The organism is Flavobacterium sp. LMO6 (genome assembly GCF_009495795.1).
Classification (GTDB): Bacteria; Bacteroidota; Bacteroidia; order Flavobacteriales; family Flavobacteriaceae; genus Flavobacterium.
On the sequence record NZ_WIBH01000004.1, the window covers coordinates 189,034 to 206,461 of the forward strand.

Sequence of the window (17,428 nt, forward strand, 5' to 3'; positions counted from 1 at the left end):
AAACAAAAAAAACATGAACACATTACGATTTATAACAGCAGGAAATGTAGACGATGGTAAAAGTACTTTGATTGGGCGTCTTTTATATGATTCTGATAGTATTCATACGGATCAATTAGGGGTTTTACAAAAACAAACGAAACAGGAAGGTGTTGCTATCGATTTGTCATTAATCACCGATGGACTTCGTGCTGAACGTGAACAAGGGATTACAATTGACGTGGCTTACAAATACTTTTCTACTAAAAAGAGAAAATTCATTATAGCGGATGCTCCAGGACATGAACAATACACGAGAAATATGATTACGGGCGCTTCCAATTCTGATTTGATTATTATTCTTGTTGATGCCAGAAAAGGGATTACAGAACAAACCAAGCGACATGCAAGTATTGGCTCGTTAATGGGACTTAAGAAAGTAATTATTGCAGTGAATAAAATTGATTTACTAAACTACTCTGAAGCGGTTTTTAATCAAATTAAAGCTGATTTTGAGGTCATTAAATCAGAATTAAATTATAACGAAATTAGTTACATACCAGTGAGTGCTTTGGTTGGGGATAATATCGTAACAAAATCTGAAAATACGTCTTGGTACCAAGGAAAAGCATTGTTAGAAACGTTAGAAGATATAGAAGTTGAAACCACATTAAATCTAGAATCTCGTTTTCAGGTGCAATGGGTCATTCGTCCAAAAGATGAAGTAAATCACGATTATCGAGGTTATGCCGGTTTAGTTTTAAGCGGAAGTTACAAAGTAGGTGATGAGATAACCATTTTACCCGCAAGAATAACAACTAAAATTGTAAAAATCGAAAACAATTTAGAAACAATCGATGTAGCAAAAGCAGGAGATAATGTGGTGTTGCATTTTGAGAATAATATTGATGTCAGCCGAGGTGATACAATTGTACTATCAAATCAATTACCAACAGAAGCCAATCAAATTAATACTTGGATTTCTTGGTTAGATAATGCCCAACTTCAATTAGGGAAAACCTATTTGCTACAGCATCGATTTAAAAATGTAAGAGTAAAAGTTCAATCGATAAATCAAAAATGGAATATTAATGAATGGCAATTCACACCAACAGAAGAAATCAAATTAAACGATATTGCTCAGATAACTTTAAAAACTAATCAACCCTTGTTTTTTGATCCTTTTGATAAAAATGCAAAATCTGGAAATGCTATTCTAATTGATGAAACCACATTTAATACGGTAGGCGCTTTAATGTTTTTAGAAAATTAAAAAGAATATGAATCAATCCAATTTCAATAGCGAACTGTTATTCCAAAGGAATTTAAAAGAAAAGCGAAACTTTCTTGATAAAACCAAAGCAGAAAATTGGTTGGAAAATCTATTTGCATGGTTGTTTTGCACTCAAGAAGAATGTTTGGACTATGATTCGTTTCAAGAAAAGGAATTGATTTTAAGAAATGAGTTACAAATATTGTTAAAGCAATCAAAAGTTGTTTCGGAAATAGATTTTACAAATAGATTTTTCGAGAGTTTAGTTGCAATTCATTCCGATTTGTTGTCCGATTTAGAAGCTATTTTAGATTTTGATCCAGCTGCAAAATCAAGAGCCGAAGTGCTTCTAGCTTATCCTGGTTTTTTTGCCATTTTCGTTTATCGAATTGCAAATAATTTATGGGTGCATAGAGTGAATATTTTGCCTAGAGTACTTTCAGAATTGGCACATAGTAAAACAGGTATTGATATTCATCCTGGAGCTAATATAGGAAAGCGTTTCTTTATCGATCATGGTACTGGAATTGTAATTGGTGAGACAGCAAAAATAGGAAGCAATGTTAAAATTTATCAAGGTGTAACACTTGGAGCATTAAGTGTTAGTAAAAAGAAAGCAAAAGAAAAAAGACATCCTACGATTGAAGATGATGTAATAATTTATGCCAATGCCACAATTTTAGGAGGAAATACAACTATTGGAAAAGGAGCTGTAATTGGCGGAAATGTATGGATAACCGAATCCATTCCTGCACAATCGCTAGTGTATCATAAAAGCGAAATCATCGTGAAAACAAAAATAGAGTACAACAACATTATCGATTTTAGTATTTAAAAAAAATAAAACTTAGTAAGATGAAAGTAAATAATATCTTAGAAACCATTGGAAATACGCCAGTTGTAAAAATAAATAAGCTTTTCGGAGCTAATAAAAATGTATTTATAAAATTAGAAAGAACGAATCCAGGAAACAGTATAAAAGATAGAATTGCATTAGCAATGATTGAAGATGCTGAAGCAAAAGGATTACTAAATTCAAACAGCGTGATTATTGAACCAACTTCTGGAAACACCGGAATTGGATTGGCGCTTGTAGCAGCTGTGAAAGGCTATAAAGTAATTTTAGTAATGCCAGAATCGATGAGTGTGGAACGTAGAAAATTAATGGAAATTTACGGTGCCGAATTCGATTTAACGCCAAGAGAAAAAGGTATGAAAGGAGCTATTGAAAGAGCTGCTGAATTAGTTTCTCAAACACCAAATGCATGGTCGCCTTCACAGTTTAAAAATCCAGCAAATGTTGAAGTGCATCAAAAAACAACTGCTCAAGAAATTTTAGCTGATTTTCCAAATGGATTAGATTATATTATTACTGGTGTAGGAACTGGTGGACATATTTCTGGAGTAGCTGCAGTTGTTAAGGCTAAATTTCCAAATGTAAAAGTAATTGCAGTGGAACCAGAATTATCACCGGTTTTGAGTGGAGGAAGTCCTTCGCCACATCCGCTTCAAGGAATTGGTGCTGGATTTATTCCCGAAAATTATCACGGAAATTTAATCGATGAGGTGATTCAAGTTTCAAAAGATGAAGCCTTTGAATATACCAGAAATATTGCCAAACAAGAAGGGATTTTAGTAGGAATTTCCACAGGAGCATCTCTGGCAGCAGTAGCAAAAAAAGTAGCCTCATTACCTGATGATGCTGTAGTGTTAACCTTTAATTACGATACAGGAGAACGATATCTTTCCATAGAAGGATTGTTCTAAAAATCAGTAATTTATTGTAGAGATTTCACTCCGATTTAAACACGGAGGAGCCATTTCTATGCCTAATTTCAAAAAAATACAATGATACAAATAGCAAAAAAAGGAAAGGTAATTTTAGCTGGAGCAGGTCCTGGAGACCCCGATTTAATAAGTCTGAAAGCCCTAAAATACTTGCAAACTGCAGATGTAGTTTTAACCGATAGATTAGTTTCGCCTGAATTAATTGAAGAGTATGCGCGTAAAGATGCTGAAGTAATTTATGTTGGCAAACAATGCTCTAAAGGAATTTGGACACCTCAAAAAGATATTAATGAACTTATTGTTGAGTTTGCATTGCAAGATAAACTAGTGTTAAGATTAAAAGGTGGTGATGCTAGTCTTTTTTCTAATATTTTAGATGAATTACAGGTGGTAAAAAACAATAATATTCCGTATGAAATTATTCCAGGAATTTCAGCTGCTTTTGGTGCGGCTTCTTACACAGGAATTCCTTTAACAGCTAGAGAATATTCAAGAGGAGTGCGTTTTTTAACCTTGTATGATTTAAGCACCGTGAAGCAAAATCAATGGCAAGATTGGGCAACAACAGAAGATACTTTGGTTTTTTATATGAGCGGTCAACGATTAGATTTGCTGACAAAACAGCTTTTAAATTTCGGAATTGATACTTCTAAAGGAATTGCTGTAGTGCAACAAGCGACCACTCCAAATCAAAAAACAAGTGTGTTTTCTTTTGAAGAAATACAAAGTAAATCTTTACCAGAATTCGAATATGTCCCCACCTTATTAATCATCGGTAAAGTAGTGAATTTGCATCATGATTTTGCTTGGTTTACTGAGAAAAACTCATCCGAATCCTATTTCGATAATCATAAAAATATTTACCAAAATGCTATCTGAAACTAAACTATCACTATTACAACAATTGGTGCAAAGTGCATCAACAGAAGAAATTATTTGGACAAAAGGCTATTTAGCTGGGTTTATAGATAAAAATCTGATTAAAAATGCGGTTCCAACTATTGAAAACCCAATTGCAGTTACTGTAAAACCGTTAATTATTTACGGAACTGAAACAGGAAATTCTAAAAAAGTAGCCTCTAGTTTATTGGCGAATTTCAAAAAGAATAAAATTCAAGCTAAAGCGATTGATGTGTTCCAATTTGATATTGCAAAATTAGAAAAAGAAAACTTAGTTCTTTTCGTAATGAGTACACAAGGCGAGGGCGAATTCCCTCAAAACGCGGTAAGTTTTTACGAAAGTTTAAAAACGTCAAATCTAAATCTTAATAAAGTATCTTTTGCGGTTTTAGGATTAGGAGATTCTTCTTATCCGTTATTTTGTAATGCAGGGGTTTTGTTAGATGAAGTTCTATTAGAAAAAGGAGCAAATCGTTTGTTACCCTTGGTAAAAGCGGATGTTGATTTTGCAGAAACAGTTTCAATCTGGGAATCCGATTTACAAAAAGCATTTCTAAATTTAGGTTCAAATGTTACGAACGAAGTTAAACCAACAAGTTCAATAGTTTCTTCTGGTAAGAAAAATTATTTAGGAAAAATCAGTCACAAGGTAGTGTTGAATGATACAGGTTCTAACAAAGAAACCTATCATATCGAAATTGAATCGGATGACGAAATTAGTTATGAACCTGGCGATGCTTTGGGAATTGTTCCGAAAAATAAAGAAGAAGAAATCATCGCCATTGCAACTTATTTTAATGAAGAAAATTATTCAATTCTTGTAGATAAAAACGTGAGAGGTTTGTCAAAAAAATCACTACAAGCTTTTTCAAAATTGTTTGAAGTAGAAATTATTGAGGACAAAGCTAATTTGTTAGATGTGATTCATAAATACCAACCTAAAAAAGTAAAATTAGAAGAAGTAATTGCTTTGCTTTTGCCAATTGCACCAAGATTGTATTCCATTTCTTCGTCTTCGGAAGCGCATGACGGACAAGTACATTTAACTGTAAATCTGAATAAATTTAAAGTAGATGAGGAAATAAAATCGGGTTTAGCATCAGAGTTTTTAGCCGATTTTCCTATAGATGAATCATTAGAATTCTACATTCATAAAAATCAAAATTTCCGACTACCAAGTGAAGAAACAGATATCATTATGATTGGACCAGGAACTGGAATTGCTCCATTCAGAAGCTTTTTAGCAGAAAGAGATGTCACTGGCGCCGAAGGTAAAAACTGGTTGTTTTTTGGAGAACAACATTTTGCACTCGATTTTTATTATCAAACCGAAATTCAAGAATGGCTAACCACAGGTGTGTTAACCAAATTAGATACAGCTTTTTCTCGCGACCAAGAACGTAAAATTTATGTTCAAGATAGAATTCGTGAAAAAGCAACAGAATTTAATTCTTGGTTAGAAAACGGCGCAAGTATTTATATCTGCGGTCAAAAAAATCCAATGAGTCAAGATGTGGAACAAGCTATTGTTGCCGTAATTGCTCAAGAGAGAAATGTGTCAAATGAACAAGCCAAACAAGTTTTGGAGGAATTAGAAAATCAAGGAAAATATCAAAAAGACGTGTATTAACGTAAAGACGCGATTTATCGCATCTAAAATAAAAACAAAATGAGCGAAAAATTATCACCTATAGAAGATATCAAGACCAAAAGCGATGGTCTTAGAGGAACTTTAAAAGAAAGTATCGATTTAGATAATCATACAGGAAATGTCCGACCAGACGACGAAACTTTAGTGAAGTTTCACGGTATGTACGTGCAAGACGACCGTGACCGAAGAGCAGAAAGAGCTGCCAAAAAACTAGATAAATTGTATTCATTTATGATTCGGTTACGAATTCCAGGCGGCGTAATTTCTTCAGAACAATGGTTAGCAACTCATGAAATTTCGGAACAATTCGGAACGGGAACGTTGAAAATTACGACAAGGCAAACGGTACAATTACACGGATTGTTAAAACATCAATTACGACCAACGATTCAAGCTTTCAATATCGCAAAATTGGATTCAATTGCAGCATGTGGCGATGTCAACAGAAATGTAATTGTGAGTTCGCATCCACAAATTTCTCCAATTCATCAGCAGATTTACGAATATGCAGACAAAATTTCAACTTTATTATTACCTAAAACGCAATCTTATTATGAGGTTTTTATCGATGGTGAAAAAATTTATGAACGTTCTGCAGAAGCCGATGCTTTGTATGAAGATAGATATTTACCAAGAAAATTTAAAATTGCTATTGCTATTCCGCCAAGCAATGATGTAGATGTTTTTGCAAATGATATTGGATTGATTGCTATAATTGAAAATGATGTATTGAAAGGATTCAATATTGCAATTGGTGGCGGATTAGCTACAACGCATGGAAATCAAAATACATATGCGCGCTTGGGAAGTATTATTGGGTTTACCGATACGGAAGAAAAAACATTAAAAGCAGTGTATGAAATTCTTACCGTACAACGTGATTTTGGTAACCGTGTGGATAGAAAATTGTCTCGACTAAAATACACTGTCGATAAATTAACGGTGGAGGGTTTCAAAAAAGAATTAGAGAGCAGAATCGGATTTGATTTGTTGCCAGCGCAACCATTTAAATTTTCCGAAAGAAACGATCGTTTTGGTTGGGAACAAAATCATCAAGGTAAATGGTTTTATACATTGTTTGTTGAGCATGGAGTAGTGAAGCCTTATCAAAAGCAATTCTTGTATGAATTAGCGCAATTAAAAATTTCAAACTTTATTTTTTCGGGTAATCAAAACCTAATTTTAGGAGAAATCAATGATGACGATAAGTCAAAAGTCGAAGCTTTATTGGTTGCTCACAGTATTGAAAAACAAGTAAGCGCACTTAGGAAAAGTTCAATGGCTTGTGTGGCTTTACCAACATGTCCGTTAGCCTTGGCAGAAGCGCAACGCTATTTACCAGAATTAGTAACTAAAATAGAACCTTTATTAGAAAAATTTGGTTTAACAGAAGATGAAATTTCAATACGAATGACAGGTTGTCCAAACGGTTGTGGTCGTCCTTATGTAGCAGAGCTTGGTTTTATTGGAACTGGTGCTGGACAATATAATTTTATGTTGGGAGGCGATAGATATGGAGAAAGATTAAATTTTTTATACAAAGAAAAGCAAACAGAAAGTCAAATTTTAGAAGAAGTAGATAGTTTGTTTTCAAATTATATAGCTAACAAAACAATTGATGAAACATTTGGAGATTTTGCTTTTAGAACCTTTTTTAAAGATTAAAAACCATTTAAAAGTAGCATTGGTTTTATCAGTGCTACTTTTTCAAAATAGTTATGGTCAGAAAAAGACACAACATCAAAAGTTAATTTGGTATGGCTATTACAATACTTTGCAATTGAATCCAAATTGGAAACTCCATTCAGAAATCCAAGAGCGTCATTTTATTAATCCAGTGGCGCAACATCAATTGGTTTTTAGAGCAAATATCGAAAGGAGACTAGTAAATAATTGGTCGACATTAATAGGAATGACTTTGTTTTTACAAAGCCCACAAGATTCAAATTCGCCATCAAATTTAATGGTTCCAGAACTTCGCCCAAGTATTGGTTTTGTAAATTTTGAACGTTTTGGTTTATTAAAAATGAACCACAAATATCAGTTGGAAGCCCGCTTTTTTCACAATCAAGTAAATGGAGAATTGACTTCGGGATATGCTTTTTCAAATTTCCGTTTCCGATATCAACTGGGTTTCGATTATCCATTGCTAAGAGTTGATGAATCAGATAAAATTATACTAAAAATAAAAGATGAAGTAATGTTAAACATTGGGAATCAAATAGTAAAAAACACCTTTGATCAAAACCGGATTTATTTGGGTTTGAATTATGTAGTTACTCCAAATTTAGCTTTTGAAGTGGGTTATATGAACTGGTTTCAGCAACAGCAAAACGGAACGGATTATTATGATAGAAACATAATTCGATTTTCAATTTTTCATTTCATTTCTTAAACAGAACTAATTATGACGAATACACTTTTTCCAGTTTTTTTAAAAACCGAAACCGCTCATTTTCTAATTGTTGGTGGTGGAAATGTTGGTTTGGAAAAAACAGAAACCTTACTCAGACAAAATCCTGAAATTAGAATTACAGTTGTTGCTACCTATTTTCATCCAAAATTAGTTGAAATTGGTAACAAGCATCAAAATATTACTTTTTACGAAAGACCGTTTGAAGAAATCGATTTGTTAAATAAAGATTTTGTTATCATCACAACAGATAAACCAGAGGTGAATTTGGCAGTACGTGAATTAGCCAAATCTAAAGGAATAAAAGTAAATGCGGCCGACCAACCAGCTTTATGTGATTTTTATTTGGGCTCGATTGTAAATAAAGGAAGTTTAAAAATAGCTATTTCAACCAACGGAAAATCGCCAGTTCTTGCAAAGCGAATGCGAGAATATTTTACAGAAGTAATTCCCGATAATATTGAGGATAGTTTAACGATTTTAAACGATTATAGAAGCAAGCATAAAGGCGATTTTAGTCAAAAATTAGCCGATTTAAATAAGTTGACAGAAGGTTTTCAAAAAAGCAGAGAAACCAAGAAGTATAAACGTTTGGCCTTTACATTGGCGACTTCTTTTCTAATGTTTTTTATTGGGTATGGTTGTTCTACTTTAGTTTCCCTTTCTGATATTCAAAATGGACTAAGTCAGGTGCCAAATGAGTTTTATTATATGCTTTTGATTGGTTTTGTTGCCCAATTAATCGATGGAGCAGTGGGTTTAGGTTATGGGGTTACTTGTGCTACGAGTATGATGATTTTAGGTGTTAAATTGCCTGCCATAAGTGGAAGTATTCATACTGCAGAAATGTTTTCTAGTGCCATCAGTGGTTTCTCTCATTACAAGTTCGGAAATGTAAACAAGAAATTACTTTTTTGGTTGGCTTCTTTTGGAGTAATTGGTGCGGTTTTAGGAGCTTTATTTTTAGTGTATTTAGGAAATGAATATGAAAAATTAGCCTATTTGATTTTATCTGCATATACTTTTGTTATTGGTATACGATTAATCGTGATTGCTTTTAAAAAGTTTCAGTTCAAAAAGAAAATTAAATTTTTAGGCGCGTTAGGATTCACCGGAGGATTTATGGATGCTTTTGGAGGAGGAGGTTGGGGACCAATAGTCACATCAACATTATTGGCAAAAGGAAGAAAGTCTAAATATGTGGTAGGAACAGTTAGTTTGGCTGAGTTTTTTGTAACACTTGCTGCTTCAATAGTGTTTTTTACCTCTTTAGGAGTGAGTCATTGGTATATTGTTTTGGGGCTTATTCTGGGTGGGGTTATTGCCTCGCCAATTGCGGCAAAATTAGCAGGAAAATTGCCTCAGAAAGCAGCTTTGTTATTTGTGTCTTTCTTAGTTATAGTGTTTAGTGTTAGGGTGTTTTTAAAAATTGTTTGAGATTTTGAAATAATTTAGATTTATAAACTTTTATTTTGTTCTCAATAAGATATTTTTTCTACAATAATATATTTAAATAACAAAATTTAGAAAAATAATCTATTTATTTTTTTATTGTAGAAAATAAATCTAATTTTGTCCCATCAAACTAAAAGAAATAAAATGAACTTTACAATGTGCAATATGTGTATGATGATGTGGAACAATCCGCAGAGGAAAACTATTGCATAATTTCAAAAGTAAATTAATTCAATATAACCTCTGTCGAAAGCAGAGGTTTTTTTATTTCTAATAATACAAATAATATATGAAAATAGCCATTTACAATCCAAGACGATGTTGTCGAATGTGTAGCTGAAAAGCAAACTTCGAAAAAAAAATCTTAATACTTAATACAAATACCTTAATACTTAAAATACCATGAGCACAAATAAATTTGCAACAAACGCATTACACGCAGGACACGATACCACTAAAAACGCTGGAACAAGAGCCGTTCCAATTTATCAAACTACATCATACGTTTTCAATAATTCCGATCACGCTGCCAATCTTTTTGGTTTAGCCGAAGCTGGGTTTATTTACACACGATTAAATAATCCAACAAACGACATCTTAGAACAACGCTTAGCCAAATTAGAAGGTGGAATAGGAGCTGTCGTAACCGCTTCAGGAACCGCAGCCATCTCAACTGCTTTGTTAACGTTGCTAAAAGCTGGCGACCACATTGTAGCTTCTAACAGTTTATATGGTGGAACTTATAATTTATTAAACGTGACTTTGCCAAGATTAGGCATCACAACAACCTTCGTAGATCCATCAAATCCAGAAAATTTCTTAAATGCAGTACAAGAAAATACCCGTGTGTTCTTCGCTGAAAGTTTAGGAAATCCAAAATTAGATGTACTCGATTTAAAAGCCATTTCAAAAGCTGCACAAACCTACAAAGTGCCTTTTATTGTGGATAACACAGTGGCAACACCCTTTTTGCTAAACCCAATCGAACACGGAGCCAATATCGTAATTCATTCCTTGACCAAATATATTGGTGGAAACGGAACTTCACTTGGAGGTGTCATCATCGATGCAGGAAATTTCGATTGGAGCAACGGAAAATTTCCAGAATTCACAGAACCTTCAGCAGGTTATCACGGATTAAAATACTATGAAGTGTTAGGCGCAGCTTCGTTCATTGCAAAAGTTAGAATAGAAGGTTTACGCGATTTAGGCGCTTCTTTGAGTCCATTCAATGCATTTCAAATCATTCAAGGATTAGAAACATTGGCTATCCGAATCAAAAAACACAGTGAAAATGCATTAGAATTAGCCAAATGGTTGCAAAAACGTCCAGAAGTAGCTTGGGTAAATTATCCAGGATTAATTTCATCAAAATATTATGATTTAGCGCAAGAATACTTACCAGAAGGACAAAGTGGCATCGTAACTTTTGGATTAAAAGGTGGTTATGAAGCCGCTAAAAAAGTAGCTGATGAAACTCAATTTTTCTCTTTATTGGCAAATATCGGTGATACAAAATCATTGATTATTCATCCAGCAAGTACAACGCACCAACAATTGTCAGAAGAACAACAAATTACAACCGGAGTAACGAAAGATTTAATTCGTTTATCCGTTGGATTAGAAGATATAGAAGACTTGAAATCCGATTTACAAAGTGTTTTCGAAAAATTGCCAGTTCAAAATTTAGTTTAGTTTTTTGTTTGTTTGAAGGCTGCCGATAGACCTACCTAAAGGCAGCCTTTTTTTAAAAAGAAAGATGAGTAAAATTCAAAAAATAGTGTTCCAAAATGTTCCATTGCAAATTGGAGTAGTGCAAGCAAAAGTGATTTTGTCCTATCAATTATTTGGTCAATCTATTGGTTCGGCCCCTTTGGTGGTGGTGAATCATGCTTTAACTGGAAATTCACAAGTTATTGGTGAAAACGGTTGGTGGCAATCGCTCATAGGTGATGATAAAATTATCGATACCAAAAAATATGCAGTTTTAGCTTTCAATATTCCAGGAAACGGTTATCAAGATGCAGAAAATTTAATTGAAAATTATCAAGATTTCACCACTTACGATATTGCCAATTTATTTTGGAAAGGAATCGATTCGTTTAAAGTAAATCAAGTTTTCGCTATTATTGGTGGAAGTTTAGGCGGAGCAATTGCTTGGGAAATGGCTGCTATTCGACCAAAAGCGATTGCGAATTTAATTCCGGTAGCGACAAATTGGAAAGCTTCCGATTGGTTGATTGGAAATGTGTTAATTCAAGATTTGATTTTGAATAATTCCAAAAATCCAATTCACAATGCCAGAATTCACGCTATGTTATTATATCGAACGCCTGAATCATTGCAAGAAAAGTTCCATGCCAAATTGCAAAATTCGGAAGGATTGTTTCAAGTGGAAAGTTGGTTGTTGCATCACGGCGAAAAATTGCAAAACCGATTTCAACTTTCGGCTTACAAACTCATGAATCATTTATTAAAAACTACGGATATTTTTAAAAACAACAGCAAATCGGAAGTCATTACAAACATCACATCGAACATTCATTTAATAAGTGTGGATACCGATTACTTTTTTACGGCAAACGAAATCAAAACGGCTTTTCAGGAAATTAAAATTTACAAAAACAATGCATTTTATCACGAAATCAAATCCATTCACGGGCACGATGCTTTCTTGATAGAATTTGAACAACTAAACAACATACTTAAACCTATATTTAATTAGAAAAAATGAAATCGCTCACAAAACTATTTGCGGAAGCAAAATCAAATAAAAAAGCGATACCATTTGTTGCCAATAAAAAATAAAATCTAAACAAATGAAAATACTAAAATTTGGAGGAAAATCATTAGCAAACGGAGAAGGATTGCAAAAAGTAATTCAAACGATTGCTCAAAAATATTTCAATAACGAACCTATTGCGGTGGTCGTTTCGGCAAGAGGAAACGCTACAGACGAATTGGTAATTCTACTAAAAAAAGCACAAGCCAACATCAATTTTCAAGCGGATTTTGAGCAATTCAAAAAATACCAATTGGAAGGCTTGAAAGAAAACATATTTGAAGAAGAATTCTCAGTTTTACAGAAATTACTAGAAGGTGTTTCGCTTTTAGGAGATTACAGCGAAAAAATCAAAGACCAAGTCATTGCATATGGCGAAATTCTATCCGCAAAATATGTGGCTAATGTTTTAAACGAAAATAGCATCAAAGCACAATTTTCAGATGCTCGTCAGTTAATTAAAACCGATATAAACTTCGGGAATGCGCAACCAATTGATGCTGTTTCAAAGCGAAATGTCTTGGATTATTTCGAAAAAAATACGGATAAAGTTAATATTGTAACTGGTTTTATTGGTTCAACGTTACACAGTGAAACCACGACTTTAGGAAGAAACGGAAGTAATTATACCGCTTCTTTATTGGCGAATTATCTAAATGCCGAAGAATTTCAAAATTACACTCACGTTGACGGAATTTTTACCGCTAATCCTGATTTAGTTGCTGATGCAAAAAAAATAGAACGATTATCTTTTAATGAAGCGAATGAGTTAGCGAATTTCGGAGCACAAATTTTACATGCCAAAACCATCATTCCTTTGGTGGAAAAAAACATTCCGTTACGTATTTTAAATACTTTCAATCCTGAAAATAACGGAACTTTAATCACTGCCGAGCAAACCAATGAAGGCATCAAATCGCTTTCGGTTTTAACCAATGTGTCACTTATAAATTTAGAAGGAAGAGGTTTGTTGGGAAAAACAGGTGTTGATGCACGAATTTTCCGTGTAATGGCTGAAAACGATATTAGTGTTAGCATTATTTCGCAAGGTTCTTCAGAAAGAGGAATTGGTTTAGTGGTGAGTTCTGATAAGGCTTCCAAAGCTTTGGTTGGTTTGGAAAAAGAATTTGAAACCGATTTTTACACAAAAGATGTCAATAAAATTTCGATAAACGATAACATTGCGGTGATTTCGATTATTGGGCAAGATTTAACGAATTTTCACAAACCTTATACGGCTTTAATCCGAAATAAAATCACTCCAATTTTATTAAATAATACGGTTACGGGAAGAAATATCAGTTTGGTTATCAGTCAAGATGAATTCAAACGTGCTTTAAATGTAATTCATGGCGAAATTTTTGGTGTAGCGAAAAAAATCAATATCGCAATTTTTGGCCACGGAACGGTTGGCGGAACTTTGATTTCACAAATTCTAGAATCAGCAAAAAATATCGAAAAACGAAAAGGAATCAAGTTGAATGTATTTGCGATTGCGAATTCAAAGAAAGTGTTGTTGAATAAATTTGGAATTAGTGAAAATTGGAAAGCTACGTTAGAAGATAAAGGTCAGGAATACAAAGTTGAAGACATAATTGCTTACGCGAAAGAACATCATTTGGAAAATTTAATTGCAATAGACAACACCGCAAGTTCAACTTTTATTGAAAATTACATTTCGTTAGCCGAAAATAGTTTCGATTTAATTTCGTCAAACAAAGTAGCGAATACCGTAAGCTTCGATTTTTATAAAACGTTGCGAAAAGTACTAAAAGATAACCAAAAAGAATATCTATATGAAACCAATGTGGGTGCTGGATTACCATTGATTGATACAATAAAATTATTGCATTTATCAGGTGAGAATATTACTAAGATTAAAGGCGTTTTTTCAGGAACATTGAGTTATTTATTTAATAATTTTTCAGTTGAAAACAAGAAATTTAGTGAAGTTTTAAAAGAAGCCATCGACAAAGGTTTTACAGAACCTGATCCAAGAGAAGATTTAAACGGAAACGACGTTGGAAGAAAATTATTAATCTTAGCACGCGAATTAGATTTACAAAACGAATTCGAAGAAATCCAAATTCAAAACCTAATTCCAGAAGCTTTACGCGAAGGAAGTGCAACCGATTTTCTGAAACGTTTATCAGAATTAGACGGAATTTACCAAAACATCAAAGACGCTCAAGGTCCAAACGAAGTATTGCGTTACATTGGTGAATTATCAGGCGATTTGCAACAAGATAAAGGAAAATTAGAAGTGAAATTAATTTCCGTTCCAGCAAACTCAGCTTTAGGTTCTTTAAAAGGTTCCGATTCTATTTTCGAAATTTATACCGAATCTTATGGAGAGCAACCTATCGTAATTCAAGGCGCCGGAGCTGGAGCTTCGGTAACTGCAAGAGGCGTTTTTGGCGATATTTTACGCTTATCCGAAAAAAAATTATAACCACAACCTGCAAGGTTTTTTTGAACTTTGTAGGTTTTTAAACTTAAATGAACTTAAACTATTCTTTATAAGTCAAGTAAAACTTATATGACTTATATGTTTAAAAAAACAAAACCATGAGCAACCAAAATTTAGGATTAGAAACCCAAGCCATCAGAACGCAATTAGAACGCACACAATATTTAGAACATTCCGTACCCTTATATTTAACTTCCAGTTTTATTTTTGAAGATGCAGAAGATATGCGCGCTTCATTTGCGGAGGAGAAGGAGCGCAATATTTACAGTCGATTTTCCAATCCCAATATATCCGAATTTGTTGAGAAAATTTGTTTGATGGAAGGAGCAGAAGACGGTTACGCTTTCGCAACCGGAATGGCAGCGGTGTATTCTACTTTTGCTGCTTTATTGAATTCGGGCGATCACATTGTTTCGGCAAGTAGTGTTTTTGGTTCGACACATACGTTGTTTACTAAATATTTTCCAAAATGGAATATTACGACGAGTTATTTCGATGTCAATCAACCAGAAACGATTGAAAATTTTATTCAACCAAATACGAAAATTCTTTATGCGGAATCACCAACCAATCCAGCAGTTGATATTCTAGATATAGAATTGTTGGGGAAAATTGCTAAAAAGCATAATCTGATTTTAATTATCGATAACTGTTTTGCTACTCCTTACATTCAAAATCCTATTCAATTTGGAGCCGATTTAGTCATTCATTCTGCCACCAAATTGATCGATGGCCAAGGTCGTGTTTTAGGCGGAGTCATCGTTGGACGTTCTGATTTAATTCGTGAAATTTATTTATTTTCTCGAAATACTGGACCTGCTTTGTCGCCTTTTAATGCTTGGGTGTTGTCAAAAAGTTTAGAAACGTTGCCAGTTCGTATTGAAAAACATTGCGAAAACGCTTTAAAAGTTGCTGAATTTTTAGAAAATCATTCCAATGTTGCTTCGGTAAAATATCCTTTTTTGAATTCGCATCCACAATATGAAGTCGCTAAAAAGCAAATGAAATTAGGTGGAAATATTGTGGCTTTCGAAATTAAAGGAGGAATTGAATCAGGTAAAAAATTCTTGGATAAAATCAAATTATGTTCCTTATCTGCAAATCTAGGTGATACGCGTTCGATTGTAACACATCCTGCTTCTACAACGCATAGCAAATTATCAGAAGAAGAACGTTTGGCTGTGAGTATAACCGATGGTCTGGTGCGCGTTTCTGTTGGTTTAGAAACCGTTCAAGATGTAATTAATGACTTAAAACAAGCGTTAGAATAAAAGTTTTTAAATTATTTTATAGATTTATATCCTTAATTTAAGATTAAAATAGGAATATAAATCTATAAACAATATTTTTTTAATGAAATTTCAGAAAATATTTCATTATTTCAATTTTGTCACTACATTTGCAGTGTTCATAATTTTAGTGTTTGTTATCACGAAAGCTGGAGGGAATAGACCCTATGAAAGCTTAGCAACCTCTCGCCCTTGCGGAAAGGTGCTACATTCTATTCCGATACTATCGGAAGCAGATAACGTTAGAATTGCTCTCCAACTTTCTACGGTAACAAATTAGTTAATCAAGAAAATTAGGCAATTAGCCTTTGCGAGAGAATAAAATGTCAAAAATTCAAGAAGAAATCAAAAAACGAATTCTCGTGCTCGATGGAGCCATGGGAACGATGTTACAACGTTATAAATTTGAAGAAGAAGATTTTAGAGGCGAACGCTTTAAAGATTTTCCGCATCCTTTAAAAGGAAACAACGATTTGCTTTCCATTACTCAACCAGAAGCTGTAAAATCAGTACATCGCGCTTATTTTGAAGCGGGAGCTGATATTGTAGAAACCAATACTTTTTCGGGAACGACTATTGGAATGGCGGATTATTATTTGGAAGATTTAGTTTACGAACTGAATTTTCAATCCGCTAAAATCGCCCGAGAAGTCGCAGATGAATTTACAGACAAGTCAAGATTTGTGGCTGGTTCAATAGGTCCAACCAACAGAACAGCATCTATGTCACCTGATGTAAACGACCCAGGATTTCGTGCGGTGAGTTTTGACGATTTAAAAATCGCTTACAAACAACAAGTTGAAGCTTTAATTGATGGTGGTTGCGATTTACTTTTGGTAGAAACAATTTTCGATACACTCAATGCAAAAGCGGCTTTGTTTACAATTGAAGAAGTAAAAGAAGAACGTAATATCGATATTCCAGTAATGGTTTCAGGTACAATTACCGATGCTTCTGGAAGAACATTATCGGGACAAACTGTAGAAGCTTTTTTAATTTCGATTTCACATATTCCATTGTTAAGTGTTGGGTTTAATTGCGCTTTAGGAGCTGACCAATTGAAACCATATTTAAAAACATTAAGTCATAATACGCAATTGAATATTTCAGCTCATCCAAATGCTGGTTTACCCAATGCCTTCGGACAATACGACCAAACTCCTGAAGAAATGCAACAATTAATTCGGGAGTATTTACAAGAAAATTTAGTAAATATCATCGGTGGATGTTGCGGAACTACACCAGAACACATCAAATTAATTGCTGAGGTTGCAAAAGAATTCAAACCTAGGACGCAACAATTGAAATCTGTTTAATTGGTGAAATTCGTGGCAAAAAATATTACAATGAAAAACAGAACAATAAATATAAATTTCGAATCATTTTTAAATTCACAACGATGTTGGGTTTGCCAATATGTTAGTGATA

14 protein-coding genes, 1 pseudogene and 1 riboswitch are annotated in these 17,428 nt (G+C 33.7%); of the genes and pseudogenes, 14 read left to right on the forward strand and 1 reads right to left on the reverse strand.

Annotated elements, in window-relative coordinates:
- The first annotated feature begins 13 nt into the window (after window positions 1–13).
- From GFJ99_RS05880 to GFJ99_RS13890, 5 genes and pseudogenes are all read left to right on the forward strand, one after another.
- A complete protein-coding gene (locus GFJ99_RS05880; protein ID WP_153207929.1) occupies window positions 14–1,252 on the forward strand; it encodes a sulfate adenylyltransferase subunit 1 in 1,239 nt (412 codons plus the stop codon).
- Between the two features lie 7 nt (window positions 1,253–1,259).
- Entirely contained in the window at window positions 1,260–2,087 is an 828-nt protein-coding gene (epsC, locus tag GFJ99_RS05885; protein WP_153207930.1) for a serine O-acetyltransferase EpsC, read from the forward strand.
- 20 nt (window positions 2,088–2,107) lie between these two features.
- Entirely contained in the window at window positions 2,108–3,019 is a 912-nt protein-coding gene (cysK, locus tag GFJ99_RS05890) for a cysteine synthase A (RefSeq protein ID WP_153207931.1), read from the forward strand.
- A gap of 81 nt (window positions 3,020–3,100) precedes the next feature.
- Entirely contained in the window at window positions 3,101–3,919 is an 819-nt protein-coding gene (gene cobA / locus GFJ99_RS05895) for a uroporphyrinogen-III C-methyltransferase (RefSeq protein WP_153207932.1), read from the forward strand.
- Window positions 3,909–4,433, forward strand: a pseudogene (locus GFJ99_RS13890) (flavodoxin domain-containing protein); the annotation flags it as partial. The gene cobA and the pseudogene GFJ99_RS13890, both read left to right, overlap by 11 nt.
- Window positions 4,434–4,568: 135 nt before the next feature.
- On the opposite strand, the gene GFJ99_RS13895 reads toward GFJ99_RS13890, so the two are convergent.
- Window positions 4,569–4,751, reverse strand: a complete 183-nt coding sequence (locus GFJ99_RS13895; protein ID WP_370514019.1) for a DUF3718 domain-containing protein — start codon at window positions 4,749–4,751, stop codon at window positions 4,569–4,571.
- A gap of 21 nt (window positions 4,752–4,772) precedes the next feature.
- Between GFJ99_RS13895 and GFJ99_RS13900 the strand changes: the two genes are divergently transcribed.
- The 9 genes from GFJ99_RS13900 to GFJ99_RS05940 all read left to right on the forward strand — a co-directional run bounded on the left by GFJ99_RS13900 (window position 4,773) and on the right by GFJ99_RS05940 (window position 17,316).
- On the forward strand, window positions 4,773–5,570 hold the full coding sequence (locus GFJ99_RS13900; protein WP_370454316.1) for a hypothetical protein: 798 nt from the start codon (window positions 4,773–4,775) through the stop codon (window positions 5,568–5,570).
- A 39-nt stretch (window positions 5,571–5,609) separates the two neighbouring features.
- Window positions 5,610–7,256 (forward strand): NADPH-dependent assimilatory sulfite reductase hemoprotein subunit, encoded by a 1,647-nt coding sequence (locus tag GFJ99_RS05905; RefSeq protein WP_153207934.1) that lies wholly within the window; start codon window positions 5,610–5,612, stop codon window positions 7,254–7,256.
- Complete coding sequence (locus GFJ99_RS05910; RefSeq protein ID WP_153207935.1) at window positions 7,210–7,986, forward strand: DUF2490 domain-containing protein; 777 nt, start codon at window positions 7,210–7,212, stop codon at window positions 7,984–7,986. The genes GFJ99_RS05905 and GFJ99_RS05910 overlap by 47 nt, the downstream gene beginning before the upstream one ends.
- 12 nt (window positions 7,987–7,998) lie before the next feature.
- Window positions 7,999–9,441, forward strand: a complete 1,443-nt coding sequence (locus tag GFJ99_RS05915) for a TSUP family transporter (RefSeq protein ID WP_153207936.1) — start codon at window positions 7,999–8,001, stop codon at window positions 9,439–9,441.
- A 420-nt stretch (window positions 9,442–9,861) separates the two neighbouring features.
- Entirely contained in the window at window positions 9,862–11,154 is a 1,293-nt protein-coding gene (locus tag GFJ99_RS05920; protein WP_153207937.1) for an O-acetylhomoserine aminocarboxypropyltransferase/cysteine synthase family protein, read from the forward strand.
- Between the two features lie 64 nt (window positions 11,155–11,218).
- The gene (locus GFJ99_RS05925) at window positions 11,219–12,184 is read left to right on the forward strand and encodes an alpha/beta fold hydrolase (protein ID WP_153207938.1); all 966 of its coding nucleotides are present in this window, start codon (window positions 11,219–11,221) and stop codon (window positions 12,182–12,184) included.
- A 94-nt stretch (window positions 12,185–12,278) separates the two neighbouring features.
- Window positions 12,279–14,693 carry a bifunctional aspartate kinase/homoserine dehydrogenase I gene (gene thrA / locus GFJ99_RS05930; protein ID WP_153207939.1) on the forward strand — a complete coding sequence of 805 codons (2,415 nt, stop codon included), beginning with the start codon at window positions 12,279–12,281 and terminating at the stop codon, window positions 14,691–14,693.
- A 116-nt stretch (window positions 14,694–14,809) separates the two neighbouring features.
- The gene (locus GFJ99_RS05935; RefSeq protein ID WP_153207940.1) at window positions 14,810–15,982 is read left to right on the forward strand and encodes a PLP-dependent aspartate aminotransferase family protein; all 1,173 of its coding nucleotides are present in this window, start codon (window positions 14,810–14,812) and stop codon (window positions 15,980–15,982) included.
- 152 nt (window positions 15,983–16,134) lie between these two features.
- Window positions 16,135–16,243: riboswitch (SAM riboswitch) on the forward strand.
- 80 nt (window positions 16,244–16,323) lie between these two features.
- The gene (locus GFJ99_RS05940; protein ID WP_153207941.1) at window positions 16,324–17,316 is read left to right on the forward strand and encodes a homocysteine S-methyltransferase family protein; all 993 of its coding nucleotides are present in this window, start codon (window positions 16,324–16,326) and stop codon (window positions 17,314–17,316) included.
- The last annotated feature ends 112 nt before the right edge of the window (window positions 17,317–17,428 follow it).

Excerpts from the sequence above, each read along its gene's own strand:
- GFJ99_RS05880 (WP_153207929.1), top strand. The coding sequence starts at position 14 with ATGAACACATTACGATTTATAACAGCAGGAAATGTAGACGATGGTAAA.
- epsC (WP_153207930.1), top strand. The coding sequence starts at position 1,260 with ATGAATCAATCCAATTTCAATAGCGAACTGTTATTCCAAAGGAATTTA.
- cysK (WP_153207931.1), top strand. The coding sequence starts at position 2,108 with ATGAAAGTAAATAATATCTTAGAAACCATTGGAAATACGCCAGTTGTA.
- cobA (WP_153207932.1), top strand. The coding sequence starts at position 3,101 with ATGATACAAATAGCAAAAAAAGGAAAGGTAATTTTAGCTGGAGCAGGT.
- GFJ99_RS05905 (WP_153207934.1), top strand. The coding sequence starts at position 5,610 with ATGAGCGAAAAATTATCACCTATAGAAGATATCAAGACCAAAAGCGAT.
- GFJ99_RS05910 (WP_153207935.1), top strand. The coding sequence starts at position 7,210 with ATGAAACATTTGGAGATTTTGCTTTTAGAACCTTTTTTAAAGATTAAA.
- GFJ99_RS05915 (WP_153207936.1), top strand. The coding sequence starts at position 7,999 with ATGACGAATACACTTTTTCCAGTTTTTTTAAAAACCGAAACCGCTCAT.
- GFJ99_RS05920 (WP_153207937.1), top strand. The coding sequence starts at position 9,862 with ATGAGCACAAATAAATTTGCAACAAACGCATTACACGCAGGACACGAT.
- GFJ99_RS05925 (WP_153207938.1), top strand. The coding sequence starts at position 11,219 with ATGAGTAAAATTCAAAAAATAGTGTTCCAAAATGTTCCATTGCAAATT.
- thrA (WP_153207939.1), top strand. The coding sequence starts at position 12,279 with ATGAAAATACTAAAATTTGGAGGAAAATCATTAGCAAACGGAGAAGGA.
- GFJ99_RS05935 (WP_153207940.1), top strand. The coding sequence starts at position 14,810 with ATGAGCAACCAAAATTTAGGATTAGAAACCCAAGCCATCAGAACGCAA.
- GFJ99_RS05940 (WP_153207941.1), top strand. The coding sequence starts at position 16,324 with ATGTCAAAAATTCAAGAAGAAATCAAAAAACGAATTCTCGTGCTCGAT.